The 25,876-nt window shown below is 74.7% G+C and carries 31 protein-coding genes; 15 read left to right on the top strand and 16 right to left on the bottom strand.

Translation table 11 applies throughout. From position 1 onward, the window contains the following. Positions 1-4 precede the first annotated feature (4 nt). A complete protein-coding gene (locus NP048_RS01530; RefSeq protein ID WP_227577739.1) occupies positions 5-994 on the bottom strand; it encodes a DUF2332 domain-containing protein in 990 nt (329 codons plus the stop codon). 5 nt (positions 995-999) lie between these two features. Beyond that, positions 1,000-2,043: a glycosyltransferase family 4 protein gene (locus NP048_RS01535; RefSeq protein ID WP_227577740.1), complete on the bottom strand. Its 1,044-nt coding sequence runs from the start codon at positions 2,041-2,043 to the stop codon at positions 1,000-1,002. Between the two features lie 189 nt (positions 2,044-2,232). Between NP048_RS01535 and NP048_RS01540 the strand changes: the two genes are divergently transcribed. From NP048_RS01540 to yidD, 4 genes are all read left to right on the top strand, one after another. After that, complete coding sequence (locus NP048_RS01540; RefSeq protein WP_227577741.1) at positions 2,233-3,366, top strand: glycosyltransferase; 1,134 nt, start codon at positions 2,233-2,235, stop codon at positions 3,364-3,366. Beyond that, complete coding sequence (locus NP048_RS01545) at positions 3,366-4,403, top strand: glycosyltransferase (RefSeq protein ID WP_227577742.1); 1,038 nt, start codon at positions 3,366-3,368, stop codon at positions 4,401-4,403. The genes NP048_RS01540 and NP048_RS01545 overlap by 1 nt, the downstream gene beginning before the upstream one ends. Then, positions 4,361-5,713, top strand: coding sequence for a glycoside hydrolase family 130 protein (locus NP048_RS01550; protein ID WP_227577743.1), 1,353 nt, complete (start codon positions 4,361-4,363; stop codon positions 5,711-5,713). Before NP048_RS01545 ends, NP048_RS01550 begins: the two co-directional genes overlap by 43 nt. Positions 5,714-5,893: 180 nt before the next feature. Beyond that, complete coding sequence (gene yidD / locus NP048_RS01555) at positions 5,894-6,184, top strand: membrane protein insertion efficiency factor YidD (RefSeq protein ID WP_227577744.1); 291 nt, start codon at positions 5,894-5,896, stop codon at positions 6,182-6,184. A 16-nt stretch (positions 6,185-6,200) separates the two neighbouring features. Here the strand turns inward: yidD and NP048_RS01560 are convergent, their stop codons facing one another. From NP048_RS01560 to NP048_RS01585, 6 genes are all read right to left on the bottom strand, one after another. Continuing rightward, positions 6,201-6,704 carry a YqeB family protein gene (locus tag NP048_RS01560; protein WP_227577745.1) on the bottom strand — a complete coding sequence of 168 codons (504 nt, stop codon included), beginning with the start codon at positions 6,702-6,704 and terminating at the stop codon, positions 6,201-6,203. Between the two features lie 54 nt (positions 6,705-6,758). Then, a complete protein-coding gene (locus NP048_RS01565; protein ID WP_227577746.1) occupies positions 6,759-7,586 on the bottom strand; it encodes a tryptophan-rich sensory protein in 828 nt (275 codons plus the stop codon). A 75-nt stretch (positions 7,587-7,661) separates the two neighbouring features. Then, positions 7,662-8,465, bottom strand: coding sequence for an alpha/beta fold hydrolase (locus NP048_RS01570; protein WP_227577747.1), 804 nt, complete (start codon positions 8,463-8,465; stop codon positions 7,662-7,664). A 77-nt stretch (positions 8,466-8,542) separates the two neighbouring features. After that, a complete protein-coding gene (locus tag NP048_RS01575; protein WP_227577748.1) occupies positions 8,543-9,814 on the bottom strand; it encodes an MFS transporter in 1,272 nt (423 codons plus the stop codon). A gap of 144 nt (positions 9,815-9,958) precedes the next feature. Next, entirely contained in the window at positions 9,959-10,852 is an 894-nt protein-coding gene (locus tag NP048_RS01580) for a fructosamine kinase family protein (RefSeq protein ID WP_227577749.1), read from the bottom strand. Positions 10,853-10,859: 7 nt separating this feature from the next. Continuing rightward, positions 10,860-11,342 carry a GNAT family N-acetyltransferase gene (locus NP048_RS01585; RefSeq protein ID WP_227577750.1) on the bottom strand — a complete coding sequence of 161 codons (483 nt, stop codon included), beginning with the start codon at positions 11,340-11,342 and terminating at the stop codon, positions 10,860-10,862. 157 nt (positions 11,343-11,499) lie between these two features. On the opposite strand from NP048_RS01585, the gene NP048_RS01590 reads away from it, so the two are divergent. After that, the gene (locus NP048_RS01590) at positions 11,500-11,892 is read left to right on the top strand and encodes a cupin domain-containing protein (RefSeq protein WP_227577751.1); all 393 of its coding nucleotides are present in this window, start codon (positions 11,500-11,502) and stop codon (positions 11,890-11,892) included. A 175-nt stretch (positions 11,893-12,067) separates the two neighbouring features. Beyond that, complete coding sequence (locus NP048_RS01595; RefSeq protein WP_256769400.1) at positions 12,068-12,565, top strand: hypothetical protein; 498 nt, start codon at positions 12,068-12,070, stop codon at positions 12,563-12,565. Positions 12,566-12,668: 103 nt separating this feature from the next. On the opposite strand, the gene NP048_RS01600 is transcribed toward NP048_RS01595, so the two are convergent. The 5 genes from NP048_RS01600 to NP048_RS01620 form a co-directional block, all read right to left on the bottom strand. After that, positions 12,669-14,189: an SDR family NAD(P)-dependent oxidoreductase gene (locus tag NP048_RS01600; protein WP_227577753.1), complete on the bottom strand. Its 1,521-nt coding sequence runs from the start codon at positions 14,187-14,189 to the stop codon at positions 12,669-12,671. 173 nt (positions 14,190-14,362) lie between these two features. Next, positions 14,363-15,130 (bottom strand): ABC transporter permease, encoded by a 768-nt coding sequence (locus NP048_RS01605; RefSeq protein ID WP_227577754.1) that lies wholly within the window; start codon positions 15,128-15,130, stop codon positions 14,363-14,365. Continuing rightward, entirely contained in the window at positions 15,127-15,942 is an 816-nt protein-coding gene (locus tag NP048_RS01610) for an ABC transporter ATP-binding protein (RefSeq protein WP_227577755.1), read from the bottom strand. Before NP048_RS01610 ends, NP048_RS01605 begins: the two co-directional genes overlap by 4 nt. Further along, complete coding sequence (locus tag NP048_RS01615) at positions 15,939-16,307, bottom strand: DUF1048 domain-containing protein (protein WP_227577756.1); 369 nt, start codon at positions 16,305-16,307, stop codon at positions 15,939-15,941. The genes NP048_RS01610 and NP048_RS01615 overlap by 4 nt, the downstream gene beginning before the upstream one ends. Position 16,308: 1 nt before the next feature. Next, a complete protein-coding gene (locus NP048_RS01620) occupies positions 16,309-16,659 on the bottom strand; it encodes a PadR family transcriptional regulator (protein ID WP_284439718.1) in 351 nt (116 codons plus the stop codon). 152 nt (positions 16,660-16,811) lie between these two features. On the opposite strand from NP048_RS01620, the gene NP048_RS01625 reads away from it, so the two are divergent. Continuing rightward, positions 16,812-17,423: a GNAT family N-acetyltransferase gene (locus tag NP048_RS01625; RefSeq protein ID WP_227577757.1), complete on the top strand. Its 612-nt coding sequence runs from the start codon at positions 16,812-16,814 to the stop codon at positions 17,421-17,423. Between the two features lie 19 nt (positions 17,424-17,442). Here NP048_RS01625 and NP048_RS01630 read toward each other — a convergent pair whose 3' ends face one another. Further along, positions 17,443-18,024: a dihydrofolate reductase family protein gene (locus tag NP048_RS01630; protein ID WP_227577758.1), complete on the bottom strand. Its 582-nt coding sequence runs from the start codon at positions 18,022-18,024 to the stop codon at positions 17,443-17,445. A gap of 190 nt (positions 18,025-18,214) precedes the next feature. On the opposite strand from NP048_RS01630, the gene NP048_RS01635 reads away from it, so the two are divergent. After that, entirely contained in the window at positions 18,215-19,087 is an 873-nt protein-coding gene (locus NP048_RS01635) for an aminoglycoside phosphotransferase family protein (RefSeq protein WP_227577759.1), read from the top strand. A 162-nt stretch (positions 19,088-19,249) separates the two neighbouring features. Further along, on the top strand, positions 19,250-19,648 hold the full coding sequence (locus tag NP048_RS01640; RefSeq protein WP_227577760.1) for a VOC family protein: 399 nt from the start codon (positions 19,250-19,252) through the stop codon (positions 19,646-19,648). Positions 19,649-19,689: 41 nt separating this feature from the next. Here the strand turns inward: NP048_RS01640 and NP048_RS01645 are convergent, their stop codons facing one another. Then, positions 19,690-20,361 (bottom strand): hypothetical protein, encoded by a 672-nt coding sequence (locus NP048_RS01645; RefSeq protein WP_227577761.1) that lies wholly within the window; start codon positions 20,359-20,361, stop codon positions 19,690-19,692. 146 nt (positions 20,362-20,507) lie between these two features. On the opposite strand from NP048_RS01645, the gene NP048_RS01650 reads away from it, so the two are divergent. The 5 genes from NP048_RS01650 to NP048_RS01670 all read left to right on the top strand — a co-directional run bounded on the left by NP048_RS01650 (position 20,508) and on the right by NP048_RS01670 (position 24,788). Next, positions 20,508-21,383 carry an alpha/beta fold hydrolase gene (locus NP048_RS01650; RefSeq protein WP_227577762.1) on the top strand — a complete coding sequence of 292 codons (876 nt, stop codon included), beginning with the start codon at positions 20,508-20,510 and terminating at the stop codon, positions 21,381-21,383. A 145-nt stretch (positions 21,384-21,528) separates the two neighbouring features. Beyond that, a complete protein-coding gene (locus tag NP048_RS01655) occupies positions 21,529-22,233 on the top strand; it encodes a hypothetical protein (protein ID WP_256769401.1) in 705 nt (234 codons plus the stop codon). A 22-nt stretch (positions 22,234-22,255) separates the two neighbouring features. After that, a complete protein-coding gene (locus tag NP048_RS01660; protein WP_227577764.1) occupies positions 22,256-22,747 on the top strand; it encodes a GNAT family N-acetyltransferase in 492 nt (163 codons plus the stop codon). A gap of 110 nt (positions 22,748-22,857) precedes the next feature. Next, a complete protein-coding gene (locus NP048_RS01665; protein ID WP_227577765.1) occupies positions 22,858-23,901 on the top strand; it encodes a S66 family peptidase in 1,044 nt (347 codons plus the stop codon). After that, positions 23,898-24,788 carry an alpha/beta hydrolase gene (locus tag NP048_RS01670; protein ID WP_227577766.1) on the top strand — a complete coding sequence of 297 codons (891 nt, stop codon included), beginning with the start codon at positions 23,898-23,900 and terminating at the stop codon, positions 24,786-24,788. Before NP048_RS01665 ends, NP048_RS01670 begins: the two co-directional genes overlap by 4 nt. On the opposite strand, the gene NP048_RS01675 is transcribed toward NP048_RS01670, so the two are convergent. After that, a complete protein-coding gene (locus NP048_RS01675) occupies positions 24,764-25,171 on the bottom strand; it encodes a DUF1905 domain-containing protein (protein ID WP_308054107.1) in 408 nt (135 codons plus the stop codon). The genes NP048_RS01670 and NP048_RS01675 overlap by 25 nt on opposite strands. Before the next feature lie 163 nt (positions 25,172-25,334). On the opposite strand from NP048_RS01675, the gene NP048_RS01680 reads away from it, so the two are divergent. Next, positions 25,335-25,775, top strand: coding sequence for a hypothetical protein (locus NP048_RS01680; RefSeq protein WP_227577767.1), 441 nt, complete (start codon positions 25,335-25,337; stop codon positions 25,773-25,775). The last annotated feature ends 101 nt before the right edge of the window (positions 25,776-25,876 follow it).

Here is a 25,876-nt window from a genome sequence, read left to right on the forward strand (position 1 = left end):
CGGCTCACGGCAGCGGCGACAGGCTCCTGCCGTGCGGGTCGGCGTACGCGCGGGGCGTCCCGTCCAGGCTGACGACGAAGCCGCGGTCGACGCGGTTGGAGGCGAGACCCGCGGTGGTCGGCAGGACCAGCGCACCCTCGTTGCTCAGCCAGTGCCCCGGCAGCGTCCCGACCAGGTCCACGAAGGACTCACGCCCCTGCGGGGTCAGGTACGCGAGGACCGCGCTGTGCAGCACGACGAGCGTCGCGCCGGCCGGGGCCTGCGCGGCGAGCGTCGGCAGGACGTCGAGCAGGTCGCCCGGGACGACGCGCGGCGGGTCGGTGCGCGCGACGCCCAGGGCGGCGCGCAGCCGGGCGCGTCGCGCGTCGTGCTCGGGCCAGACCAGCGTCTCGAGCCAGGCGCACGCGTCGTCGTCGGTGACGTCGACCGGTGCCAGGTCGATGCCCGCGCGCCACACGACCTCGGGCAGCCGCTCCGGTGCCGCGATCCCGGGACCGAGGGCGCAGGGCAGGACGACCGCGGACGGCCCGTCCGCGGGGTCGAGCGACTGCGAGCCGCCCTCGGCGGAGTCGTAGCGGTAGGAGTACCGGTCCGGGAGCAGGCACAGCCCCGCGGACGCGCCGACCTCCAGCAGTGCCAGCGGCTGGGGGAGCCGCGCGAGGAACGGCAGGAGCGTTGCGCAGCGGCCCGCCTCGTTGGTCTGCGTCGCGCGGACGCGGACGGTCGCCGCCACGTCGTCCCACCGTGTGACCAGCGTGCGGCGCAGGTCGCCGTAGCCGCCCGACGCCCCGTGCCACCGGGCGGCCGCGAACACGAGGTTCGGTTGCCGCTTGCCGGGCGGCAGCGCGTCCAGCAGCGCCGTGACCTGCGGGTCCGTGCTGACGCCGGCCGCCCACTCCTCGTACGTGGGCGACGTCCCGCGAGCCTCACGCTCCGCGAAGGCGCCGTAGGCACGGGCCACGGAGGACGTACCGAGATGCGTCGCAGGATCCACGGGCCTCAGCGTGCCAGGTTCGCCACAGCCGTTCGTCGAGGCCGGCCGCGCTGCTCGGCCACGACGCGGGCGAACAGGCGCTCGTAGTCCGCGACCATGCGGTCGGCCGCGAAGCGTGCGCGGGCCTCCCGGCGGCAGGCGCCCCGGTCGAGCGCGGCGGCCGCGACCACGGCGGTGACCGCCCCCGGCACGTCGTCGACCAGGAACCCGGTCGACCCCGGGGTCACGAGCTCCGGCATCGACCCGCGCCGGTACGCCACGACCGGGGTCCCGGCGGCCATCGACTCCACGACCGACAGGCCGAAGGGCTCGTCGAAGTCGATGAGGTGCAGCAGGGCGACCGCGCCGCCCAGCAGCCGGTCGCGCTGGTCGGGGCCGACCGGCCCGACGTAGCGCACGTGCTCGCCGTCGACGTGGGGGAGGACCTCCCGGCGGTGGTACTCCTCGTCGTGCACGACCCCGGCGATCACGAGCGGCAGGCCCGCCCGCCGTGCGACCTCGATGGCCGTCGCCGTGCCCTTGTCGGGATGGATGCGTCCGAGGAAGAGCAGGTACCCGCCGTCGCCCGCACCCGGCGAGAACGCGTCGACGTCGATGCCGTGGTGGATCGTCGCGGCGTACGTCAGGTCGGGGTGCCGGTCGGCGTCGCTGATCGCGACGTAGTGCGTGACGTCGTCGTACGCGCGGTAGACGGGCAGGATCCGCTCGGAGGAGAACCCGTGCACCGTCGTCACCACGGGCGTCGTGACGAGCCGGCTGAACACCAGCGGCAGGAAGTCGAACTGGTTGCTGATGACGTCGAACTGCCCGGCCCGCTCGAAGCACGCGGCGATGTGCAGCCCCTCGCTGACCTTGGCGTCGACCGTCGCGTCCTCCTCGTACCCCGCGGGCGCCTCGGCGTGCAGGTGCGCAGCGGTCAGGGAGTCGGCCGTGGCGAACAGCGTGACCTCGTGCCCCCGGGCGACCAGGCCCTCGGTGAGCGTGGACGCGACCTGCTCCCACGGGCCGTAGCCACGCGGCGGGACGCGGTGGGCGATCGAGGCGAGCACGGCGACTCTGACGGTGGCCTCCTGGGGTCCGGGTGAGCGTACGCCCCCGGGGGTAGGCTCAGCCCTGTCTCGCCGGACCCCTGGTCGGCGACCGGCGCCGGAACGGCGCCCCTTTCGGGACGCGGCCCCTCCCCCCCCACCGTGGACGGCAGCACTCTCGCTGCGCCAAGCGCCACGGAAGCAGACCCGATGAGTGTTCGTCTCGCCATGCTGTCGACCTTTCCCTCCACCCCGTGCGGCATCGCCACGTTCAGCGCGGCGCTCGTCCAGCACCTGCGCGAGGCCGGTGCCGACGTGGGTGTCGTGCGGCTGGTCGACGCACCGCAGGAGCGGTCCGCGCCCGTCGTGCACGAGTGGGTCGCGGACGACCCGGACGGGGCCGCTGCGGCCGCCGCGACGCTCGACGCGTACGACGTCGCGGTGCTGCAGCACGAGTACGGCATCTACGGGGGCGCCGACGGGCAGGACGTGCTCGACCTCCTCGCCCGGGTGCGCGTGCCCGTCGTGACGGTGCTGCACACCGTCCTGACACGCCCGACGCCCAACCAGCACCGCATCCTGGCCGGCATCGTCGCCGCGTCGTCGGCGCTGGTGACGATGACCACCACGGCGCGTGACCGCCTCGTCGCCGGGTGGGGCGTGGACCCGGCGGACGTCGTCGTCATCCCGCACGGTGCCGAGGACAACCGCCCCCCGGTCGTGGCGCCCCGGCCCGCATCGGACGGCCCGCGCACCGTGCTGACCTGGGGTCTGCTGTCCGACGGCAAGGGCATCGAGTGGGCGCTCCTTGCGCTCGCCGAGCTGCGTGAGCGCATGCCGCTGCCCACGTACCTCGTCGTGGGGCAGACGCACCCGCGCGTCCTCGAGCGCGAGGGCGAGGCGTACCGCGACCGGCTCGTCGCGCTGACCCGCGAGCACGACCTCACGGGGTCCGTGCGGTTCGACGCGCGCTACCTGTCCGGGCCCGACCTGCGTGCGGTGGTCCGTGAGGCCGACGTCGTCCTGCTCCCGTACGACTCCCGCGAGCAGGTGACGTCCGGCGTGCTGACCGAGGCCGTCGCCGCCTGCCGGCCCGTGGTGTCCACGCGGTTCCCGCACGCCGTCGAGCTGCTCTCGAGCGGTGCGGGCCTGCTGGTCCCGCAGCGCGACCCGTCCGCCATCGCCGCGGCCCTGGAGCGGGTCCTCACGGTCGAGGGGGTCGCCGAGGGCATGAGCGCGACCGCCCGCGGGCTCGCCGACGCGTTGCTGTGGCCCGCGGTCGCGCGGCGCTACCTGGGGCTCGCGGCGACCGTGCGACGTGCCGCGCTGCGGACGGCCGTCTGATGGGGCCGTCCCTGGTCCGCGACGCCGACCGCCGCCCGCGCCTCGACCACCTGCTGCGCCTCGCGACCCCGACCGGTCTCTACGAGCACGCGCTGGGTGACGAGCCGCGCGTCGAGCACGGCATGTGCGTCGACGACGTGGCACGCGCGCTCGTCGTCACGGCACGCTTCCCGTCCTCCGACGCGCGGGCCGCCGACCTCGCGGCGACCTGCCTGAGGTTCGTGCGCGCGGCGCAGCACCCGGACGGCCGGCTGCACAACCGCCGCCACCCGGAGGGCGCCTGGCTCGACGAGCCGTCGACCGACGACCACTGGGGACGGGGGCTCTGGGCGCTGGCCGTCGCGGCTGTCGAGCTGCCCGCCGGGCCGATGGCACGCGGCGCGCACCGCGGTGCGACCCTCGCCATGGCCGCACGGTCCCCGCACACCCGCGCGACGGCCTACGCGGCGCTCGGCGCGGCGGAGCTGCTGCGCGTCGACCCGCGCAGCGGGCCCGCCCGTCGTCTCCTCGGCGACGCCCGCGCGACGCTGCCGCGTCCGACGACGGACGCGCGCTGGCCGTGGCCCGAGCCGCGGCTGACCTACGCGAACGCCGTGCTGCCCGAGGCGCTGATCGCGGTCGGCGGTGCGCTCGGCGACGACGCCCTGCTCGCCGACGGCCTCCGCCTGCTCGACTGGCTCGTCGCCGAGCAGACCGTCGACGGCCGGCTGTCCGTCGTCCCCGTGGGCGGCCGCGGCCCGGGCGACGACCGCCAGGGGTTCGACCAGCAGCCCGTGGAGGTGACCGCGCTCGCGGAGGCGGCCGCCACGGCCCTGCGGGCCACCGGCGACCCACGCTGGGTCACCGTCCTGGACCGCTGCGTCGCCTGGTTCGAGGGCGCGAACGACGCGGGCGTCCCCGTGCGTGACCCGGCCACGGGTGCCGGCTTCGACGGCCTGGAGCGCGACGGCGTCAACCAGAACCGGGGTGCGGAGTCGACGCTCGCGTGGCTCGCGTGCGCGCAGCTCCTCGCCGCGACCGCCGGTCACGCGGCGTGACGGGCACCGGCGCGGACCGGTCCTGGGTGCGTCGCACCGACCACCTGCTGCGACCCGACCCGGACCGCGTCGTGGCCCGGCTGTTCCTCCCGGGCCAGGAGCTCGCGTCCTCGGGCCGGTCGCGCGCAGCGGCCGTCCTGCAGCGCGTGCGGGCGCTGGACGACGCCGCGGTCGAGCGTGAGCTGACGGAGCTCACCGGGGCCTTCGACGACCGGCACCACGACCTCGAGGCGACGTGGGAGACGCACTTCGCGCACGTGTGCCACGGGTCGGACGCGGCCGGGTCCATGTCGGCGCAGCACCGCCGTCTCGTCGGCGCGTACTTCACGGCCGAGTACGCGGTGCAGTCGGCGGCGCTGTTCAACCCGTCGATGGTCGCCCACCCCGACCAGAGCGGACTGCCGGCGGGGACGACCCGCTTCGTCATGACGCTGCGGTCCACGGGGGAGGGGCACGTCTCCAGCATGGAGCTGCGCACCGGCACGATCGACGTCGACGACGTCGTGCGGTTCGACCCACCCCCCACGCGGGCCGTCCAGCCGGTCGTGGCGGTGGAGCAGGCGCAGCGGTCCGACGCGCGCGGCTACGACATCACGTTCCCCGCGGACTCCGCGCTGAACGAGCGCGTGCTGATGCCGCAGACCCCTGCGGAGCGCAACGGCGTGGAGGACGTCCGCATGGTGCGCCTCGAGCACGCCGACGGCGCCACGTCGTACGCGGGCACGTACACGGCGTACGACGGGCAGGGCATCTCGATCCAGCTGCTCCGCACGCAGGACTTCGTCACGATGTCGAGCCGCCCGCTGAGCGGGCCGGGGGCGCGCGACAAGGGTCTGGCGATCTTCCCCCGCCAGGTGGGCGGGCGCTGGTGCGCCATGTCGCGCGCCGACCGTGAGAGCAACGCCGTCTCGACGTCGCAGGACCTCGTGCACTGGGACGAGCCCGTCGTCGTGCAGCGCCCCGAGCAGGGCTGGGAGGCCATCCAGCTCGGCAACTGCGGTTCCCCCGTGGAGACCGAGCGCGGCTGGCTCGTCCTGACCCACGGGGTCGGGCCGATGCGCACCTACAGCATCGGTGCGCTGCTCCTCGACCTCGACGAGCCCACGCGCGTCGTCGGACGCCTCACGTCACCGCTGCTCACGGCGGTCGGTGACGAGCGCTCCGGCTACGTGCCGAACGTCGTGTACTCGTGCGGCGCGATGCTGCACGGGCGCACGCTCGTGCTGCCGTACGGGACGAGCGACTCCGCGACGCGCGTGGCGCTCGTCGACGTCGACCCGCTGCTGGACGCGCTGGTCGGCGGGCGCTGACCGGCCCCTGAGACGTCGGCCCCGCGGGACCGGGATCAGGCGGCGCACCGAGGTCGGGGAGCCGCCTCAGGCCGGTCCCGCGCGAGTCCCGTCCCACGGATCGGGACGCGTGCGCGGCGACGGTGCAGGGCCCGGGACGCCCGCCGTGCGGCTCTTGCACCGTGCCCCTACGGTGAGCCGATGACCCACGCCGCCCGCGCTGTCGACCGCCTGATCGCCGCCTACCAGACGCGCCTCTCGCCGCGGAAGGGCTGGAGCTGCGCCCACCGGGTCGCGCACGGTGACGCGTCGTGCTCCGCCGCGGTGCGGGGGCTCGTCCGGCAGCGGGGGGTGGTGCGGTCCGTCGTCCCGACGGCCGTGCGGTTCGTCGCGTGCTACCGGGCGGCGCTGCTGCTCGCGCAGACGGACGTGAGCGGCGTCTGCTGCTGCGGGGGCATCCCGATCCCGTTCCGGTTCCCCGGGCGCCGCTGACGGCGGCCGCCTCGCCTCAGTCGGCCGGCCCCTCCCAGGGGTAGCCGTGGTCGACGAACGCCCGGCGGATCTGCGCCTTGTCGCCTTCGACGTCCCCCTCGAACAGCGTCCGTCCGGACTCCGTCTCGATGCGGAGCTTCGAGCCACGCGGGTGCACCGCGGCGACCTTGGCGCGCTCGACGACCCTCTCCACCTCGCCGCGGCGGCGGACCTGGATCCGGTCCGGGCCGACGTCGAGGACGGGGGAGTCGAAGACGACCCACGCGGCGAGGGCCAGTCCGGCGACGAGCCCGAGCACCGGTCGGCCCCAGGTCAGCCACGTCTGGTCGAACGACCCGAGCAGCCGGAGCGGGCCCTGGAACGGCACCCAGGGCAGCTCGGCCGCCCATCGCGCAAGCAGCGGCAGGAGCGCCCCGAGGGCCGCGCCGCCGACCGCGAACATGCCCGTCACCCACCGGCGGCCGGAGCGGTCGAACCCGCCGACGGTGCGGACAGGCAGGGTGTCGTCACCGTTCGTCATGGCCCGAGGATAGGAGGCGACCGCTGCGGCGCGGCTGTCGCGGACCCGCGGGTGTCAGCGGCGGCGGGCCGCCAGGCTCGCCACGATCGGCGCGAGCAGCGCGACGCCGGCGGCGACGAACGCGACCGTCGCCACCGTGTCGTCGAACAGCGGGCCGTTGGTGCGGCCCAGGCCGATCCACATCAGGCCCCACCCCATCGCGAGCCCGATCGGGATCACGAGGGTCGGGCGACGGCGACCGTACGTGCCGTAGGCGACGGCCAGCAGGGCGGCAGCCGAGACGAGGACGACGGACCACCCGGTCGCGCCGAGGCCGAGCTCGCCGACCTCGGCGTCGGCGAGGAACGCCGCGGTGTTCGCGAGCGTCGCGACGCTGACCCACCCGGTGTACAGACCGACCGTCACGTCGGTGATGACGGACGTCGCCGTGCCCGTGTGCGGCAGCCGCAGGAGCTTGACGTACATGGTCACCAGCACGGCGAGCAGCACGACGATGACGACGACGCTGCCCAGGACGGTCCCGAGCTGCACCGCCCCGATCCACAGGGCGTTGAGCAGCATCGACGCGAGCACCCACCACGAGATCGCCCGGAGTCGCGGGTCGGCGCCGTTGCGGGGGAGGGCCTGGACGATCGCGAACACCGCCAGGCCGGTGTAGATCACCGACCAGATGTTGAACGCGGGGCTGTCGGGCGCGATCGGCGTGGCCGTGGCGGACAGCGCACCGCCCGCGGCCTCGGCGATCGGCTGTCCACCGAAGGCCCCGGACCCGACGGTCGCGCCGACGATGGCCACGACGGCGCCGATCAGCACCGTGACCTGACGGACCCGGTCCTGGGACGTCACGCGGCCCCGGACTGCTGTGCTGGTGATGGTCTCCATGGGTACAGAGTGGCAACACTCAGCAGGCTGAGCATCTTGAACGGGCGTCTGTGTTCCCGAGCCCGCCCGGGAAGGTCAGGCGGCCCCGGAGCCGGCGTGCGCCGCTCGGACGCGCTCGAGCCAGTCGACGACGAGGGCCGCCGCCGGGGCAGGGCGCTCCAGGTGCAGGTTGTGGCCCGCGGCGTCGAGCACCGCGAACGTCGCGCGCGGGTAGTGCGCGAGCCGTGGCAGCGCGTCCTGCCAGCCGACGACGTGGTCCTGCCGGCCCGTGACGAACAGCGCGGGGGCGGTGAACGGCTCGGGCGACGCGTCCTCCGGCTCGACGTCGAGGGAGTAGCGCTGCGCGATGCGCTCGAGCGCGGCCTGGTCGACCGAGCGCAGCCCTGGGTGCACGTGCGCGAGGAACGCCCGGACGCCCTCGACGTGCTGCTCGACCGCCATCTCGACGTAGTCGTCGGCCGCGTCCCCGGCGGTCCGCACCGCCTCCGGGTCCTCCCGCAGCACCGTCCGCGGCGGCAGGGTGCGGCGCTCGTTCGCGGCGACGAACACCCCGGCCAGGGTCGCGAGACCCAGCACCCGCGCGCGCGAGTCGTGCGCGACCTGCCGCGCGACCATCCCGCCGAAGGAGTTGCCCAGGATCGCGAACGGCTCGTCACCGAGCCGCCGCTCGATCTCCCGCTCCACGGCGTCGACGACGTCGCGCGTGCCCGCCACCTCCCCGACGGGCGTCCCGGCCGTGCCGGGCAGGTCCAGGTAGATCCGTCGCCAGCCGCCCGCCGCGTCGAGCACGGGGTCGAGCGACAGGAGGATCCGGTGGTCGACGCCGAAGCCGTGGACCATGACGAGCGGCGTCCCGGCGCCGCGCTCCACCGTGTGCATGGCGCCCAGGGTAGGGACGGGCGGCGCTCACGACGGAACCGCCACGCGTCGTGCGGCCGTCGCCCCGAGCGGTCGGGTCAGAACGGCGCCGTGGCGGGTCCGGCGGTCGTCGGCGGTGCGTGCGGGTCGGACGGGGCGTCGCCCGCGCCACGCGCGTCGACGAGGAACCGGCCCAGCGCCAGCACGGTGAGGCCCGCGAGGACCACGCCCAGCAGCCCTACGCGCAGGCTCGTGGCGTCCGCGACGAGCCCGACGGCGGTCGGGGACACGAGGAACCCGACGCGCAGCAGCCAGCTGACGACCGTCAGGCCCACGCCGTGCGGCAGGCCGGGCAGCTCGTCGGCCGCGTGCATGACCGCCGGGACGAGCGTGGCGACCCCGAGACCGGCCGCGGCGAACCCGACGAGCGTCGTGGCGACCGAGGGCACGGCCAGCGCGAGGCCCATGCCGGCGGCGATGCCGGCGCCCCCGACGAGCGCGACGCGACGCTGACCGAACCGGTCGACCGCGCGGTCGCCCGTGAGGCGCCCGACGGTCATCGCGACGGACAGCGCGACGAACGCGAGCCCCGCCGTCGCGGCGTCCGCGCCGACCTCGCCGCGCAGGAAGAGCGCACCCCACGAGGACCCGGCGTCCTCGACGAACGCACCGCACGCCGCCAGCCCGCCGAGTGCGGCGAGCGGCAGGAGCGCGCGACCGGACGGGCGCCCGCGGGCGACCGCCGGGGCGTCAGCGTCGGGCTCGGCCGGTGCGTCCCGCTCCGCGTCCTCCGGGCCCGGCAGCATGAACCGGTACGCGACCACCGCCACCACCGCGAACACGCTGCCCGACACGGCCAGGTGCAGGGGCAGCGGCACGCCGAGGCCCGCAGCCGCGGTGCCGAGCAGGCCGCCGACCACCGCACCGACGCTCCACAGCCCGTGGAAGGCGTTGACGATCGAGCGCCCGTACGCGCGCTGCACGCGGAACCCGTGGGCGTTCTGCGCGACGTCGATGACGGAGTCGAGCGCCCCGGCGACCAGCATCAGCCCGGCGAGGGCCACCCAGGCGGGGGCCAGCGGCAGGCACGCCACCGTGGCGGCCAGCAGCACGAGCCCGAACGACGCGACCCTCGCCGACCCCAGGCGCTGGATCAGCGCGGGCGCGAGCAGCCCGGCGGCGAGCGCACCGAGCGGCATCGCGGCGATCGCGGTCCCGAGCTCGGCGTTGCTCAGGCCCAGGCGGTCCTTGATCTCCGGCAGCCGCGGGACGAGGTTCGCGTACAGCACTGCGTTGACGAAGAACACCGTCGACACGGCGACGCGGGCACGGCGCGCGGCGAGCGGGGCGGCGGGGGAGGTCGTGGGCATGGGGCTCCTGGACGGCGGTGCTGCGCACCGGGGGCGGACGGACCGGGGCCCATCGTCACCCGCGGAGGTCTGATGTGCGGAACCGGACCTGCAGGACGCACGCCGGCGTGGGTCCTCGCAGGGAGCAGGCGGTCGCGACCCGCGTCAGGACCGCGGGCGGAACGGCGCGAGCGTCGCCCGCAGGTCGTCGACCGCACCACGGACGTCCTCGAACTGCGCGATGACCGCCAGGTGCTGGCGCAGCTGCACGATCGGCATGCGCTCTCGCCACCCCTCGTCCAGGCCGGTCAGGTCGGCGTAGACGTCGAAGAACCGGGTGGCCTCGGGTGGCGGACCCGTCGTCCAGACGTGCGCGAGGTCGATGTCGGCCCACGTGTACGACACGGCCGGGTCGATGAGCGCCGGGGCGCCGTCGGCGGTGGCCAGCACGTTGCCCGCCCACAGGTCGCCGTGCACGAGGCACGCGGGCCGCACCGGCAGCAGCTCCGGCAGGCGCGCGCAGAGGCGTTCCAGCGCCGCGCGGTCGCCGGCGTCGAGCAGGGTCCGGACCCGGGGCTCGTCGAGCCACCGCAGCAGACGGTGCTGCGCGAAGAACTCGAAGCCGTCGTCGTGCCACGTGTTGACCTGCCGGCGACGGCCGAGCCAGTTGTCGTCGTGCCAGCCGAACCGGGGGTGCGTCGTCGTGGTGTGCAGGCGGGCGAGCACGTGCGCGAGCCGCTCCCAGAACGCCGCGTCGGCCGGTCGGGGGTGCAGCGCCTCGAGGACGAGGAGGTCCGGGCCGACGAGCACGACGTCCGGCGTCGTCGCGCCGCCGAGCGTCCGCAGCGCGTCCAGCCCCGCGGCCTCGGCGGCGAACGCGTCGTCCGACGGCGCCTCGACGAACCCCTTGACGAAGACCGACGTGCCGTCCGCGCGGCGCGCGAGGCCCGCGACCGCCGCCTGCCCCCCCGACGCGTGCTCGACGGTGACGACGTCGGTCATGCCCGCAGTGTGCAGACGCTCGAGCAGCAGGGCCGTCGGGTCGGCCGTCGCGCTCATCGACGGCTCACAGCTCCCGCAGCATCGTGTCCGAGTCGCCGTTGCGGCCGACGACCACGAACCCGTGCCGCTCGTAGAGGGTGCGCGCGGCCGTGTTGCCGTCCTCGACGCTCAGGCTCAGCGCGCGCCACCCCAGGTCGCGTGCCTGCCGCACGCAGCCCGCCAGCAGGGCGGAGCCGACGCCGCGCCCGCGCGCGGACCGCACCACGGCCATGCCGAGCTCCGGGACGTCGTCCGCGACGTACCCGTACCCGGGGGTGCCGGCGGGCAGCGCCCGCGCCCAGACCGCACCGAGCGGAGCCGCGCCGTCCACCGCGACGAGTCCGAAGTCGTCCGGGCGCCGCCACCCGCCGAGGTACCTCGCGGTGTGCTCGTCCGCGATCACCTCCTCACGCGTGAAGCGCGCCGTGCCGTCCCAGTTGAAGGCCTCCAGGAGCAGGTCGTACAGCAGGTCGAGGTCGCCGGTCCCGGCTTCGCGGAGCGTCGTCACGGGCCGATGGTCGCACGGCCGACGCGCGGGGGAGGGCCGCTTCCTGCCGGGCGGTGCGACGGTGCGTGCGGCGACCGCGGTCGCCCTCCGCAGGCGCGATCTGACGAGGCGCTGCAGGATCTACCACGACACCGTCCCCGATCGAGGTGAGGTACCCGTGGAGCACTGGACGATCGCGACCACCGCAGAGCAGAGCCCGGACTTCCGGCGCGTGCTGTGGACCGGCAAGCACACCCAGCTCGTCATCATGACGATCCCGCCGGGCGGGGAGATCGGCGAGGAGGTCCACGAGGACACCGACCAGATCCTCACGTTCGTGTCCGGCACCGGCAAGGCCATCGTCTCCGGGCAGCAGCGCAACGTCGCGCAGGGCGACCTCGTCGTCGTCCCGGCCGGCCGCACGCACAACTTCGTCAACACCGGTGAGAACCCGCTGATCCTCTACACGGTCTACGGCCCGCCGGACCACGCCGAGGGTGCGGTCCACGCCACCAAGGAGGAGGCCGACGCGCTGGAGGAGTCCGGGCAGGACGAGCCCCCCACCGAGTGACGTCGCCGGGGCGGCGCCGGGGCGGGTCCCGGCGCCGCCCCGTCCCCGTGACGAGAGTCAGGAGCCCGGAAAATCAGATCTCGATGGGCAGAATGTTCCGAATGATGTGATGCTTGAAACGTCCGAGCAAATGTCGACGAATTCTGCACGCTGATCTGACGGGACCTATTTCATGATGGCAGCCTCCGACGCACGCACCGCTACCGGTGACCGCCACGACACCCGGAAAGCAGCGACCACAGGCCTCGCGGTCGCCGCCGTCGGCATCGTGGTCTTCAACATCTCCCCGTTCTTGAACTGGGTGAACCCCGGGGGCGACGCCGACCCCCGCACCGGTTACGAGACGGATTCCCTCGTGCCGTTCATCGCCTATCTGGGACTCGGGCTTCTCATCGCCCTGGTCTACGCCAGGAAGCTCGCGCGCCGCGCCCAGCACCGCGGGCTGACGCTCGTCTCGATGGCGGTCGGCATCGCCGCAACGATCCAGTGCCTGGCCTTCGCGCTGAACCCCATGGGTGGGCTCGAGCGTGGCGACGGCCTGAGCGCGGACATGGGCGTGTGGGTCGGCGTCATCGGCGCCGCGCTCTGGGCGGTCGGCTCCGCCGTGCTCGCCAAGGAGGTCGAGGGTGACGACCACGACGGGCGCGACCACGGAACGGCCAATCACCGCTGAGCACTGACGGCTGAGCACCGACGGCTGAGCACTGGCTCCGCCGAGATGCGGGGGTCCTCGAGAGAGGGCCCCCGCTTCTGCGTGCCGGCGGACGTGCGGCCGCTCACCACTGCGAGCGCGCGTAGTCCTTCAGGAAGCAGCCGTAGAGGTCCTCGCCGGCCTCGCCGCGCACGATCGGGTCGTACACCCGGGCGGCGCCGTCGACGAGGTCGAGGGGGGCGTGGAAGCCCTCCTCGGCGAGCCGCACCTTGGTGAAGTGGGGGCGCTCGTCGGTGATCCAGCCGGTGTCGACGGCGGTCATGAGGATGCCGTCGGTGAGCATCTCGGCTGCGCTGGTGCGCGTGAGCATGTTGAGCGCGGCCTTGCTCATGTTGGTGTGGGGGTGGCCGGGGCCCTTGTAGCCGCGCGCGAAGACGCCCTCCATCGCGGAGACGTTGACGATGTAGGTGCGTCGCGCGGGCGACGCCGCGAGGGCCGGGCGCAGGCGGCTGATGAGGATGAACGGCGCCGTCTGGTTGCAGAGCTGGACCTCGAGCAGCTCCATGGGGTCGACCTGCTCGACGGTCGCGACCCAGCTGTTGGACTCGGCGACGTCGGGGACCAGGCCGCCGGCGTCGATCGACGTGCCGGCGACGAGTCGCTCGAGGCTCGCGGCGTGCGCGGTCAGGGACTGCGCGACGAGCTCGTCCGCGTCCCGCGCCGCGCGCTCGATCGCCAGCGCGGGGCTCGTCAGCTCGCTGACCGACCCGGCCAGCGCACGCGGGTGCGCGTCGCTCGTGTGCCCGAACGTCGTGATCATCCGCGCGGCCTCGGCAGGCAGCGGCGCCGACTCGGCGTCGGCGATGCGCGAGTACGCCCCGGGCAGCCGGCGCACGGTCTGCGCGGCGTTGTTGATGAGGACGTCGAGCGGACCCTGCGCGGCGACGTGGTCCGCGAGCGACACCACCTGCGCGGGGTCGCGCAGGTCGATGCCGACGACGTGCAGCCGGTCCAGCCAGTCGGCGGAGTCCTCCATCGCGCTGAACCGTCGGACGGCGTCGCGCGGGAACCGCGTCGTGATCGTCAGGTCGGCGCCGTCGCGCAGCAGCCGCAGCGAGATGTACATGCCGATCTTCGCGCGGCCGCCCGTGAGCAGCGCGCGACGGCCGGTGAGGTCCGTGCGCGCGTCGCGCTTGGCGTGGTGCAGGGCCGCGCACTGCGGGCAGAGCTGGTGGTAGAACGCGTCGACGACCGTGTAGTCCTGCTTGCAGACGTAGCAGGGGCGCGCGCGCAGCAGGGTCCCGGCGATCGCGCCCGTGGCCGACGACGTCAGCGCGATGCCCTGCGTCTCGTCGTCGATCCGCCCGGGGCTGCCCGTCGCGGTGGCGGCGATGACGGCCGCGTCGGCTTCCGCGAGCATGCGGCGCTTCTCGGTCCGCCGGTGCTTCTTCGCCGCCTTGAACAGCGCGGACGACGCGCGGCGCGCGGCGGCGTGCTGCGGGTGCTCCTGCGGCAGGACGGCGACCTGGTCCATGACGCGCAGGAAGGTCGCGAAGTCGGCGGGCGTGACGCCGGACTGCTCGGCCGACGTCGCGTCGGCGGTGTGGTCGGTGGGGGGCACCGGGGTGGTCGTGTGCGCGCTCATGCGCCGTCCGTCCTGCATGGGGGAGAAGGGCGGCACGGTGTCGCCGCCCGGGACGAGGGTACGCGGGCTGCCTGCGACCGCGTGGTCGGCGACCGATGACTTCCGGCGTCGGGGCCGGTCGGACCCCGACGCGGTCGTCTGCGTCGGCGTCGTACGCCTGAGCGCGCGGGGCGTCAGCCGATCCGGCGCCGGTAGACGGCGACGGCCGCCACGTACGCGACGACGAGGACCCCGACGAGCCAGGCCAGCGCCACCCAGATGTCGTCACCCACGGGCTGCTGGGCGAACAGCGCGCGGATCGTCTCGATCACCGCGGTGACGGGCTGGTGCTCGGCGAACCACGCGACCGGGCCCGGCATGGTGCCGGTGGGGACGAAGGCCGAGCTGAGGAACGGCAGGAAGATCAGGACGTAGCCGATCGCGCCGGCGCCGTCGACGGACGTGGCCGACACCCCGGCGATCACCGCGATCCAGGTGAGTGCGAGCGTGAACAGCACGACCATGCCGAGCACCGCGAGCCACGCGGCGGCGGACGCGCCCGTGCGGAAGCCCAGCAGCAGGGCCACCGCCACGACGATCGCGACCCCGGCGACGTTGGCCACGACCGACGTCAGCACGTGCGCCCACAGCACGCTGGGCCGGGCGATCGGCATCGACCGGAACCGCTCGACGATGCCGCTGCTGATGTCGAGGAACAGCCGGTAGGAGGTGTAGGCCACGCCCGACGCCACGGTGATGAGCAGGATGCCCGGCAGCACGTACTCGAGGTACGGCCCCTGCGTCCCGGTGTCGATGGCCCCGCCGAAGACGTACGTGAACATCAGCATGAGGGCGATGGGGGTGACCGCGCTGGTGATGATCGTGTCGGGGCTGCGCAGGACGTGCCGCAGCGAGCGGCCGGTGAGGGCGGCGGTGTCCGAGACGAGGTGGGTGGCGCTCATGACGGGTCCTCCGGGGCCGGGGTGGCGGGCGTCGGGTCGCCCGTCGCTGCGGTGGCGACGGGCCGGGCGCCGACGAGCGCGAGGAACACGTCCTCCAGGGACGGCTGCTTCTCGACGTACTCGACGGTGGCGGGCGGCAGGAGCCGGCGGAGCTCGGCGAGGGTGCCGTCCTGGACGACGACGCCCTCGTGCAGGATCGCGATGCGGTCGGCGAGGTGCTCGGCCTCGTCCAGGTGCTGGGTCGTCAGCAGGACGGCCGTGCCGCCGGCGGCGAGCTCCGCGATCGTGGCCCACACCTCCAGGCGTGCCTGGGGGTCGAGGCCTGTGGTCGGCTCGTCGAGGAGGATCACCGGCGGGTCGCCGATGAGGCTCATCGCGATGTCGAGGCGCCGGCGCATGCCGCCGGAGTACGTGCCGGCCCGTCGGCCGCCCGCGTCGGTGAGCCCGAACCGCGCGAGGAGCGCGTCGGCGACGGCACCGGGGGCGTCCAGGTGGCGCAGCCGCGCGACGAGCGTGAGGTTCTCGCGGCCCGTGAGGACGTCGTCGACGGCCGCGGACTGGCCGGTCAGGCTGATCGCGGCGCGCACCTGCGCGGCGTCGGCGACGACGTCGAACCCGGCGACGGTCGCCGTGCCGGCGTCGGGCCGCAGCAGCGTCGACAGGATGCGCACGAGCGTCGTCTTGCCCGCGCCGTTGGACCCGAGCAGCGCGACGACGCTGCCGGGCGCGACCTCCAGGTCGACGCCGCGCAGCACGTGGACGTCGCCGAAGGACTTCTCGACGCCTCGCACCCGGACGCCCGCGGTGCTCACGGCAGCTCCCGACGCTCGGCCTCGTCCATGCTCCGCACGAGGCGCGCGCGGGCCTTGTCGATCCAGCGCTCGCCGGAGTAGGCCTCCGCGAAGCTCTCGGCGAACTCCACGGGGTCGTCCCCGACGATCGCCCGCACGGGCCGCTCGTCGGCCGCGGCGCCGTCCCACAGGTCCACGAGGTCGCCGACCATCTGCACCAGGGCGTCCCCGTCGGTGAGGCCCGACGTGGCCATGAGGTAGCGGTGCATGCCCGTCGCGGCCGTGCGGTACGGCTCGGGCAGGCCGTGCAGGCGGGCGACGTCCCGCCGGTACTGCTTCTTCTGCTCCCACGGCCCGGTGAGGGCCTCGATCCACCTGGCGGCCATGTCAGCCCTCCGTGTCCGTGTGCTCGGTACGTGCGGTGCGGAGCCGGTCGATGCGCCCGGCGAGGAAGGTCCACGTCCGCCAGAACTCGGCGAGCTGTGCGCGTCCCTCGGGGTTGAGGGAGTAGACCTTGCGCGGCGGCCCCTTCTCGGACGGGACCTTCTCGACCTCGACGAACCCGCGCTGCTCGATGCGGACGAGCAGCGCGTAGACGGTGCCCTCGGCGATGTCGGTGAAGCCCTGGTCCCGCAGGTGCGTGGTGATCTCGTACCCGTAGGCGGGTCGCGCCTCGAGGATCGTCAGGACGATGCCCTCGAGCGTGCCCTTGAGCATCTCGGTCATCTGGCTGGCCACGTGGCGTCCCTGCTACTCGGTGTCACTTGGTACTGGAACACAGTAACGCTAGGTACCGGTGCTTGGCAACACTAGGTACCGGGTGCTCCGGCGTCGATACGTCATGCGCCGGGGGGACAATGGGGTCGAGAGTGCTCACCGGGGGAGGTGCCGTGGACGTCCACGTGGCGGGTGCACGCCCGCAGGACGTGCCGAAGGCCGCTCGCGTCCTCGCGGACGCGTTGCGCGACGACGCCGTGACGCGCGCGATGCTGCCGGGCGACGACGACCGGGTTGCGCGTCTGAGCCGCGTCTACGCCGCCGTGGCCCGCATGACGCTGGCGAGCGGGGGTGTCGTCGACCTCGCGCGCGCCGGCGCCGCGGGACCGGTGGTCGGGGTCGCCGTCTGGGAGCCGCCGGACCTCGCGCTGGGCAGGTGGGCGCAGGTCCGCGAGGTGCCGACGCTCGTCGGGGCCGTCGGCCTGCGGCACCTCCCGGCCGCCGTGCGCGCCCTGCGCGCCTTCGCCGCCCAGCGTCCGCGGTACCCGCACTGGTTCCTCGCCTACGTCGGTGCCGCACCCGCCGCGCGCGGGCAGGGGGTCGGTTCGACGCTGCTCGCGCACCGCCTCGCGGTCGTCGAGGGCACCGGGATGCCCGTGTACCTCGAGGCCACCACCGACGCCAGCCGCCGGCTGTACGAGCGGTTCGGGTTCCGCACGACCGGGACGATCGAGCTCGGCGGCGCCACCGCGACGACGATGGTGCGACCCGCCGGCGGGAGCTGACCGCAGCGGCGGACCGCCGTCAGTGCAGGGTGGGCCGGTAGGTGAGCTCCTGCGTGCGGCCGTCGAGCACACGGCTGTCCAGGAGCTCCAGGTCGAAGTCGCCCGCACCGCCGAACACCGGCGTCGTGCCCGTGCGACCGGTGATCACCGGGAAGATCGTCACCTGCACGCGATCGACCAGGCCCGCCGCCAGCAGCGCCCAGTTGAGGGACAGGCTGCCGTGCGAGCGCAGCGGCACGTCGGACTCCGCCTTCAGGCGGGTGACCACGTCGACGGCGTCGCCGTGCGCGATCGTCACGTCGGGCCAGTCGACCGGGTGGGTGAGCGTCGACGACACGACGGTCGCCGGCAGCCGACGCATCACCTCGACCCACGTGTCACGCACCTCGGAGTCCTCGGTGCTCCCGGCCCGCATCGCGACGAACTCCCGCAGGGTCGTGGCGCCGAACACCATGCGCTGGTCACCGCTGTACAGCTCGTGCCTCCGCTGCAGCAGCTGAGGTCCCTGCTTGCCCCAGTAGCCGCCCCAGTCGCCGGGCGGGCCGTAGGAGCCGTACCCGTCGAGGCTGGCGAAGACGTCGAAGGTGTAGGTCGCGGTCATGTGGTGCCTCTCGGTTGCCGTCGACGCGTACCGACCGTCCGCACGGACGGTACTCATCGGGTGACGGCGACCCGCGGCGCACGCTTGCCGCGGCTCATGTGCGGGACGTGCGCACGTGAGAGCGTCTCGCGATCCCGCTCCGCCCGGAAAACGGGTGCTCAGGGCCACCCGCCCGCCTACCGTCGGGACGGTGCACGACGACGAGGTGGCCATCACCACCGAGCAGGTGCGCGCCCTTGTCGCGGACCAGCACCCGCGCTGGCGCGACCTGCCGGTCCAGGCGCTGCCGCACCGCGGCACCGATCACGCGCTGTTCCGCCTCGGCGAGGACCTGGCCGTGCGGTTGCCGCGGATCTCCGGCGCGCGTGGCGCCGTCGACCGGGAGCGTGCCGCGACGGAGCGGCTGGCCACGCTGGTCGGCGTCGAGGCGCCGGTGCCGGTGGCGTCCGGGGAGCCGGGACACGGGTTCCCGTGGCGGTGGTCGGTCGTCCGGTGGGTCGCCGGCACCACGGCGACGCAGCCGACGCCTGCGCTCGCCGGCGACCTCGCGCGTGTCGTGCGCCGTCTGCGGGCCGTGGACCTGCCGGGCCCGGTCAACGATCGACGCGCCCACCCGCTGGCCGACCTCACCCGCCTCGTCGCCGCCGACGCGGACGCCGTCCGCGACGAGGTGCCCGTCGGCCTCGTCATGCGCGCATGGGAGGAGTCGTGCGCCGCCGACCCGTGGGACGGGGTCGGGGTGTGGCTGCACGGGGACCTCGCACCCGGCAACGTCGTGGTGCGCGACGGCCGGCTCGTCGGCCTGATCGACTGGGGCGGGACCGGCCTCGGCGACCCGGCGGGGGACCTGAGCCCGGCGTGGAACTTCCTCGACGCGCCGTCGCGGGAGGTGTTCCGTCGAGCGCTCGGTGAGGACGACGCGACGTGGCTGCGCGGACGGGGCTGGGCCCTGCGCCAGGCGCTCCTTCAGCTGCCCTACTACCGGACCCGGTACGTGCCGCTGGCGGAGCACGCGCGGGGCACGATCCGCGCGGTGCTGCAGGACGCCGGGCTCACGGCCTGAGGTGCGCGGTGGTCGGCTTCGGAGGGGGGCGTCGCGAGGATCGTGTGGATGACGGCGGGTGCACCCGCCGTGGAGCAGGCCGAGCAGATCCGCACGCTGGGCCCCAGGCTGGAGGTGTGTAAGGGCGGGAGGGGCCCGCCCGAGCCGAGAGGACGGACCGCCATGCTCCGAGGACTCGCCACCGTGAACGTCTACGCCGCCGACCACGCCGCCGCGACCCGCTGGTACGCCGAGCTGCTCGGCATCGAGCCGTACTTCCAGCGGCCTGGGTACAACGAGTTCCGCATCGGTGACTACGAGCACGAGCTCGGGATCATCGACCGCCGGTACGCGCCCGAGGGGGAGCCCGACGTCCCCGGAGGTGCGGTCGTCAACTGGCACGTCGACGACCTGCCGGGCGCGGTCGATCGGCTGCTGGGGCTCGGCGCGACCCTGCGCGAGCCGATCACCCAGCGGGGGGAGGGGTTCGTGACGGCGTCGGTCGTCGACCCGTTCGGCAACGTGCTGGGCGTCATGACCAACCCGCACTACCTGGAGATCCTCGAGCGTGACAGGAGCTGACGGACGTCCACGTGGCGGACGAGCACCCAGACCCAGGGCGGTCATGGTCGCGGGCCACGGGGCGCGGGGTCCGTCGGCGGTGGCCCGCCCGCCGGGGTGACGAGCGGCGCGAGCACCGCCAGGGCGGACGCCGCCGCCAGGTGCCACACGGCGTGCCCCTGCAGGACCGACGACGGGTCGCACAGCGGCCCGCCCGTGCGGGACAGCGAGCCGACCAGCGCGCCGGCGCCCAGCAGCCCCAGCACGACGGCGACCCGCGCCCGGACGGCGGGCCCGCGGTACGCCCGCAGCACGAGCAGCACCCCGGCGACCACCGCGACACCGACCTGCGCGAGGTCACCGGCCCGCGGCCACGCGATCACGACGACCATGAGGACGGCCGTCGGCAGGGCCCACCACCACCATCGGCGCGCGGTGCGCCGGCGTGCCGCCACGGCGTCCGCCGCCAGGAAGCACAGCACCCCCACGAGCGGCAGGTCGTGGGCGGGGTCGGACCAGGCCGGGTCGGGTCCGTGCTGCACGACCGACCCGACGCCGACACCCGCCACCAGCGCCACGTACGCCACCGGCACGGGCAGTCCGGCACGTCGCCGGAGCACCACGACGACCACCGCGGCCACCACGAACGCCAGTGACGTGACGGCAGACACCGGCTCGACGAGCGGACCCGCGGCGGACCACTCGCAGCCCGGTCCCGCCCCGACGTCGTCCACCACACCATCCCAGCCGTGGTCGACGCCGCTGTCACTCCGGACCACCACTCCTCGGCTGCCGGGCCGTCATCCCCGATGAGTTCCGGCGACACGGCCGGTCGAACCGGGTGATCGCACACAGACGTCCGGACGACCGGGAGGACCCGATGACCGACACCGCGACCCACCGCACGCTGGACGTGCCCGGCGCGACCATCGCGTACGACGTGCGCGGCCCGCTGCCGACGACGGACGGGCAGCCGCCGCTCGTGCTCATCGGCCAGCCCATGGACGCGACGGGCTTCGGGACCCTCGCGTCGCACTTCGGTGACCGCACGGTGGTCACGTACGACCCGCGCGGGCTGGGCCGCAGCACGCGCGACGACGGTCAGACGGTGCACGACCCGCGCGTGCAGGCCGACGACCTGCACGCGCTCGTCGGCGCGCTCGGCGCCGGGCCGGTCGACCTGTTCGGCAGCAGCGGTGGTGCGGTCACGGCCCTCGCGTGGGTCGCGGCGTTCCCGCAGGACGTCCGGACGCTCGTCGCGCACGAGCCGCCGCTGATCGGCGTGCTGGACGACGCCGACGAGGCACGTGCCGCGTTCGCCCGGGTCGACGCGGCCTACCAGGCGCACGGGTGGGGCGCCGGGATGGCCGCGTTCATCGCGCTGACCTCGTGGCAGGGACCGTTCCCCGCGGGCTTCCTCACCGAGCTGCCCGACCCGGCGCAGTTCGGTCTGCCGGCGCAGGACGACGGGTCGCGCGACGACCCGCTGCTGTCGGGCGCCTCGGGCCCCGTCACCGCGTACGCCCCGGACGTCGCGGCGCTGCGCGCGGCCTCGACGCGCGTCGTCCCCGCCGCCGGGATCGAGAGCGAGGGCATCATCACGTGGCGCACGACCCACGCGCTGGCCGACCTGCTGGGCACCCAGGTCGCGGTGTTCCCGAGCAACCACGGCGGGTTCCTCGGCGACGAGTACGGCATGCCGGGCCAGCCGGAGGCGTTCGCGGCGCGGCTGCGGGAGGTCCTCGCGGCGGGCTGACGCCCGACGTGCTGCCCTCAGAGGGCGATCCGTGAGTGCAGGTGCATGTCGTGCCACCCGTCCGTGTGCAGGCCGCGCAGATGCTGCCCGGCCCGGCGGTGACACGCCAGGTGCGGACGGGCAGGATGTGGCCGTGGGATACGCCATGGCTCTGGTGCCCGGTGAGCGCCGCGCCCTCAGCCCGGACGAGATGGCGGTGGCGCGCGACTGGGTGTCGCGCCTGCAGGCCCGGGCCGCAGGCGGCGGCCGGATCCCGGCAGGGGTGGTCCTCGCGTGGCCCTCGGTGGTCGCGGAGGTCAGGGTCGAGCACGCCGCGGCCGACGGCGCGACGCTGTGCGGGATCGACGCGTCACGCTACGAGGTCTACCGCGCGCTGTTCGAGTGGAGCTCGCCGCGGGCGTGCCCGACCTGTGCGCGGGCTGACGCCGGTGCCCTGTGGTCGGAGCGGCCGCAGTCCTACCGGCCGCTGTCGTCGGCGCTGAGCGAGCGGGAGGCGCTTGCTTGGGTCGGGAAGGCTCCGGGCATGTTCGTCGGCCGGGCCGGCCTCGCCCTCATCGTCGCGTGGCTCGGCGGGTACGACTTCCACGGGAGCCGCACCGGCGCGGGGCCGCTCGAGGGCTTCAAGGACTGGCTGCTGACGCGCCCGGGTGCGGTCGACGGCAGTCAAGGGTGGCCGGGGGTCCTGATGCACATCGTGTTCCCCGGGCAGAGCGTCAGCTGGTCGCAGCTCACCCCGGAGCAGGACCGTCATGCCGTGACGGTCCTCTTCGAGCTGCTCGACGCGTTCCTCGCCGACAAGGAGCTGAACGCGGGCAGGGACCCGTCGTCCGGCACGGACACCACCGAGTGACCCTCTCCGTGCGGCGGGACGGGTGACGCCCGTGTCGGTGCGCGCCGTCACCGTCGAGGACGCCGAGCGCGCGGGGACCGTCCACTTCACCTGCTGGGTGGAGACGTACGCGGCGCTCGCGAGCCCGACGTTCTGGGAGCGCGTCTCGGCCGAGCGCAGCATCGCCACGTGGCGGCGGCTGCTCACCGAGGGGCTCGACGCGAGGCTCGCCGAGGTCGACGGCGAGGTCGTCGGTGTCGCCGTCGCGACGGACGGCGGCGAGCGGGCCGGGTATCCGCCGGTCCGCGCCCGCGAGCTCGGCAACCTGTACGTGCTGCGGGCCCACCACGGGACGGGCGCCGGGCAGGCGCTGCTCGACGCGGTGCTGCCGCCCGGCACGCCGGCGCAGCTGTGGGCGGCGCGCGACAACCCCCGCGCCCTGCGCTTCTACGAGCGCAACGGGTTCGTGCCCGACGGCGCCGCCGACGACGGCTCGGCGTTCGGCGGGATCGCGTCGGTGCGGCTGGTGCGCTGACTCAGCAGGACGTCGTGCGAGCACCGCCACGTGGTCCACCGGCGACGGTGCGGGGGGCTCGCCACCGATTCATCTCGCCCCCGCGCGGCCAGGGCTGGTTGGGTGGGCCGATGCCGTCCCTCGTCGCCCCGCCCAAGCTCGTCCCCGGTGACCGTGTCGCCGTGGTCTCGCCCTCGTTCGCCGCGCCCGGGTTCGCCCCGGCCGTGCACGAGCAGGCCATGCGGCGCCTGGTCGAGGCGACCGGCCTCGTGCCCGTCGAGTACCCGACGACCCGGCAGCTCGGTGCGTCACCGCAGGACCGTGCGCGGGACCTCGACGCCGCGTTCGCCGACCCGACGATCCGAGCCGTGCTCGCCACCATCGGCGGGGACGACCAGATCCTGGTGGTGCCCCACCTCGACGCCGACGCCGTCCGCGCGGACCCCAAGCCGTTCCTCGGCTACAGCGACAACACGAACCTGCTGAGCTGGCTGTGGCAGCAGGGCGTCGCCGGCTTCTACGGCGGCTCGACCCAGGTGCACCTCGGCCCCGGGCCGGCGGTCGACGACGTCCACCTCGCGTCGCTGCGGGCAGCGCTGCTCACCGGCGAGACGCTGACGCTCACCGAGCCGGGCGAGTCCGAGGACCTCGGCCACGACTGGCTCGACCCGCGCGCCCTGACCGAGCACGGTGAGCGTGAGCCCACCGAGACGTGGACGTGGGCCGGCCCGGCGCGGTCCGTGACCGGACGCACGTGGGGCGGGTGCCTCGAGGTGCTCGACTGGCTCGCCCTGGCCGACCGGTTCCCCCCGACCACCGCGCTGGAGGGCGCGATCCTGCTGCTCGAGACCAGCGAGGAGCTGCCGTCGGCGCCGACGGTGCAGCGCTGGGTGCGGTCGCTCGGCGAGCGCGGCCTGCTCGCGGCGGTCGCGGGCGTGTGCGTCGCGCGGCCGCCGGTGACCGGCTTCGAGGTGCGGCTCGACGCCGAGCAGCGGGCGAGCCGACGCGCGGCGCAGCGCGACGCCGTCGTGGAGCAGGTCACGCGGTACAACCCGGGTGCGGTCGTGTGCGTCGGTGTGCCGTTCGGCCACACCCGGCCGCAGTGGATCGTCCCGTACGGCGGGCTGATGACGCTCGACGGGACCACCCGCACCGTGACGGCGTCGTACGCGTGAGCCCGTCCGAGGCTGCCGCCGCGCCGGTGCCGTACCGCCCGCTGCCCGTCGACCTGTCCGGCGTCCGCTACGCGCACGGCCCGGACTCCGAGCCGCACCCCGACGTGCCGGCGGGCACCACGGTGGAGCTGGACTGGTCGTCCAGCACCGTCTACCCGGGGACGTCCCGCACCGTGTGGATCCACGTCCCCGCCTGCTACGACCCCGCGCGTCCGGCGGCGCTCATGGTGTTCAACGACGGCTGGTGGTACCTCGACCCCGCGGGCGAGGTCCGCGGCGGTGTCGTGCTCGACAACCTCACCCACCGCGGCGAGATCCCGTGCACGATCGGCGTCTTCGTCGACCCGGGCGTCGTGGTGGGCGGCGCGCAGCCGAAGAACCGCAACGTCGAGTACGACGCGTTCGACGACCGGTACGCCACGTTCCTGCTCGACGAGATCGTCCCGCTGGTCACCGCGCGGTACTCCGTCACGGACGACCCCGAGCTGTGGGGCGTCTGCGGCGGCAGCAGCGGGGGCGACGCCGCCTTCACCGCGGCGTGGATGCGTCCCGACCGGTTCCGCCGGGTCGTGGGCTTCCTGTCGAGCTTCGCGCAGATGCCCGGCGGCAACCCGTACCCCGACCTGGTCCCGCGCACGGCCAGGAAGCCGCTGCGGGTCTTCCTGCAGGCCGCGCACCGCGACCTGAACTGGGACGCGCCGACCCGCAACTGGTTCGCCGAGAACCTGCGGACCACGGCCGCGCTGGCCGAGGCGGGGTACGACGTCCGTCTCGTCGTCGGGGACGGCGGGCACAGCGTCAACCACGGCGGGGTCCTGCTGCCCGACGCGCTGCGGTGGGTGCTGCGCAGCGGGGCCGGGGCTCAGCGCGTGGTCGCCGGGTCGTAGTAGTCGTCGTCGTCCGCGGGGTCGTGGTGCACGGTCCCGGGCGGCCGTGCGGCCGTCGCGGCCCGGTCGTCCGGGACGTCCTGCGGCACGTCGTCCGGGTCACCCACGACGACGAGGAGCCGGACGTCGTCGCCGAGCTCGACCCCCTCCGCGCGGCGTGCCGCCACCTTGAGCGGGACCATGAAGCCGCCGTCCCTGGGGAAGATCGACGTCGTGAACGTGGTCCCACCGAGCGTCACCGTCGCGGGGATGCAGCCCCAGCCGTAGGTCACGCGTGACGCGACGACGCGCAGGCGTGCCGCCTCGGGGTCGGGGAGCGCGACGAAGTGGTACGGCGCCGGGCCGCGCCACCAGACCACCTCACCACCGAACCGCAACTCCACCCGTCGAGCATGGCACCGCCCGCTGACACGCGGGACCGGGGACCTCCAGAACCAGCGCGGCGTCCTGTGGGTGCCGCCCCGCCCGCGGTCCTGACGTGAGCCGCGCGGGGGTGGGCCAGGCGCCCGCCCCCGCCGGACGCGGCAGGGAGGCTACCGTGCGCGCATGAGCAACTTGAGCGACGTCGGTGACCGGGACTCCTGGCGCTGCTGGCTGTGCGACGAGCCCGTGGACCCCGACGCGTCGGTGAACTCCGACCTCGGCCCGAGCGTCGACGCGGGCGCGGTCGCGAAGTCCAAGAAGGCGGCCGCCGGCACCGAGCGGCTCGCCCACCGCGCCTGCAACACCCGCAAGGGCGCGGTCAAGCCGGTCGTCGCGTGGTCGTCGGACCTGTTCGTCGTCGACCCCGCGCCCATCGCGGAGACCGTCGAGCGGTTGCGCCGCAAGGGCGGGCGCGAGGTGGTGGCGCGCTGCCCGAGCCGCGCGGACGCCGACCAGGCCGCCGAGTGGCTGGTCGACCGGCTCTCGCGCTTCGCCCCCGACCTGGCCGTGACGACGCAGGTCGAGCCGGGCGGCGGGCAGTTCCTGCTCGCGGTGCGCGCCTGACGGACGCAGGACACCGGTCCGGGCGTCCCGAAGGTGCGTACCCGATCGACTCGCCGTGCCGGATCCCGGATCCGGGCGGAACATGGGCTCTGAAGCGGACG

It is taken from the genome of Cellulomonas xiejunii (genome assembly GCF_024508315.1).
Lineage (GTDB): Bacteria > Actinomycetota > Actinomycetes > Actinomycetales > Cellulomonadaceae > Cellulomonas > Cellulomonas xiejunii.

Coding starts and splice junctions, on each gene's coding strand:
- NP048_RS01565 (WP_227577746.1), bottom strand. CDS start 7,586: ATGGAGACCATCACCAGCACAGCAGTCCGGGGCCGCGTGACGTCCCAG.
- NP048_RS01615 (WP_227577756.1), bottom strand. CDS start 16,307: ATGGCCGCCAGGTGGATCGAGGCCCTCACCGGGCCGTGGGAGCAGAAG.
- NP048_RS01545 (WP_227577742.1), top strand. CDS start 3,366: ATGGGGCCGTCCCTGGTCCGCGACGCCGACCGCCGCCCGCGCCTCGAC.
- NP048_RS01575 (WP_227577748.1), bottom strand. CDS start 9,814: ATGCCCACGACCTCCCCCGCCGCCCCGCTCGCCGCGCGCCGTGCCCGC.
- NP048_RS01570 (WP_227577747.1), bottom strand. CDS start 8,465: ATGCACACGGTGGAGCGCGGCGCCGGGACGCCGCTCGTCATGGTCCAC.
- NP048_RS01655 (WP_256769401.1), top strand. CDS start 21,529: ATGGCTCTGGTGCCCGGTGAGCGCCGCGCCCTCAGCCCGGACGAGATG.
- yidD (WP_227577744.1), top strand. CDS start 5,894: ATGACCCACGCCGCCCGCGCTGTCGACCGCCTGATCGCCGCCTACCAG.
- NP048_RS01680 (WP_227577767.1), top strand. CDS start 25,335: ATGAGCAACTTGAGCGACGTCGGTGACCGGGACTCCTGGCGCTGCTGG.
- NP048_RS01665 (WP_227577765.1), top strand. CDS start 22,858: ATGCCGTCCCTCGTCGCCCCGCCCAAGCTCGTCCCCGGTGACCGTGTC.
- NP048_RS01650 (WP_227577762.1), top strand. CDS start 20,508: ATGACCGACACCGCGACCCACCGCACGCTGGACGTGCCCGGCGCGACC.
- NP048_RS01640 (WP_227577760.1), top strand. CDS start 19,250: ATGCTCCGAGGACTCGCCACCGTGAACGTCTACGCCGCCGACCACGCC.
- NP048_RS01595 (WP_256769400.1), top strand. CDS start 12,068: ATGGCAGCCTCCGACGCACGCACCGCTACCGGTGACCGCCACGACACC.
- NP048_RS01600 (WP_227577753.1), bottom strand. CDS start 14,189: ATGAGCGCGCACACGACCACCCCGGTGCCCCCCACCGACCACACCGCC.
- NP048_RS01560 (WP_227577745.1), bottom strand. CDS start 6,704: ATGACGAACGGTGACGACACCCTGCCTGTCCGCACCGTCGGCGGGTTC.
- NP048_RS01580 (WP_227577749.1), bottom strand. CDS start 10,852: ATGAGCGCGACGGCCGACCCGACGGCCCTGCTGCTCGAGCGTCTGCAC.
- NP048_RS01630 (WP_227577758.1), bottom strand. CDS start 18,024: ATGACCGCGACCTACACCTTCGACGTCTTCGCCAGCCTCGACGGGTAC.
- NP048_RS01605 (WP_227577754.1), bottom strand. CDS start 15,130: ATGAGCGCCACCCACCTCGTCTCGGACACCGCCGCCCTCACCGGCCGC.
- NP048_RS01540 (WP_227577741.1), top strand. CDS start 2,233: ATGAGTGTTCGTCTCGCCATGCTGTCGACCTTTCCCTCCACCCCGTGC.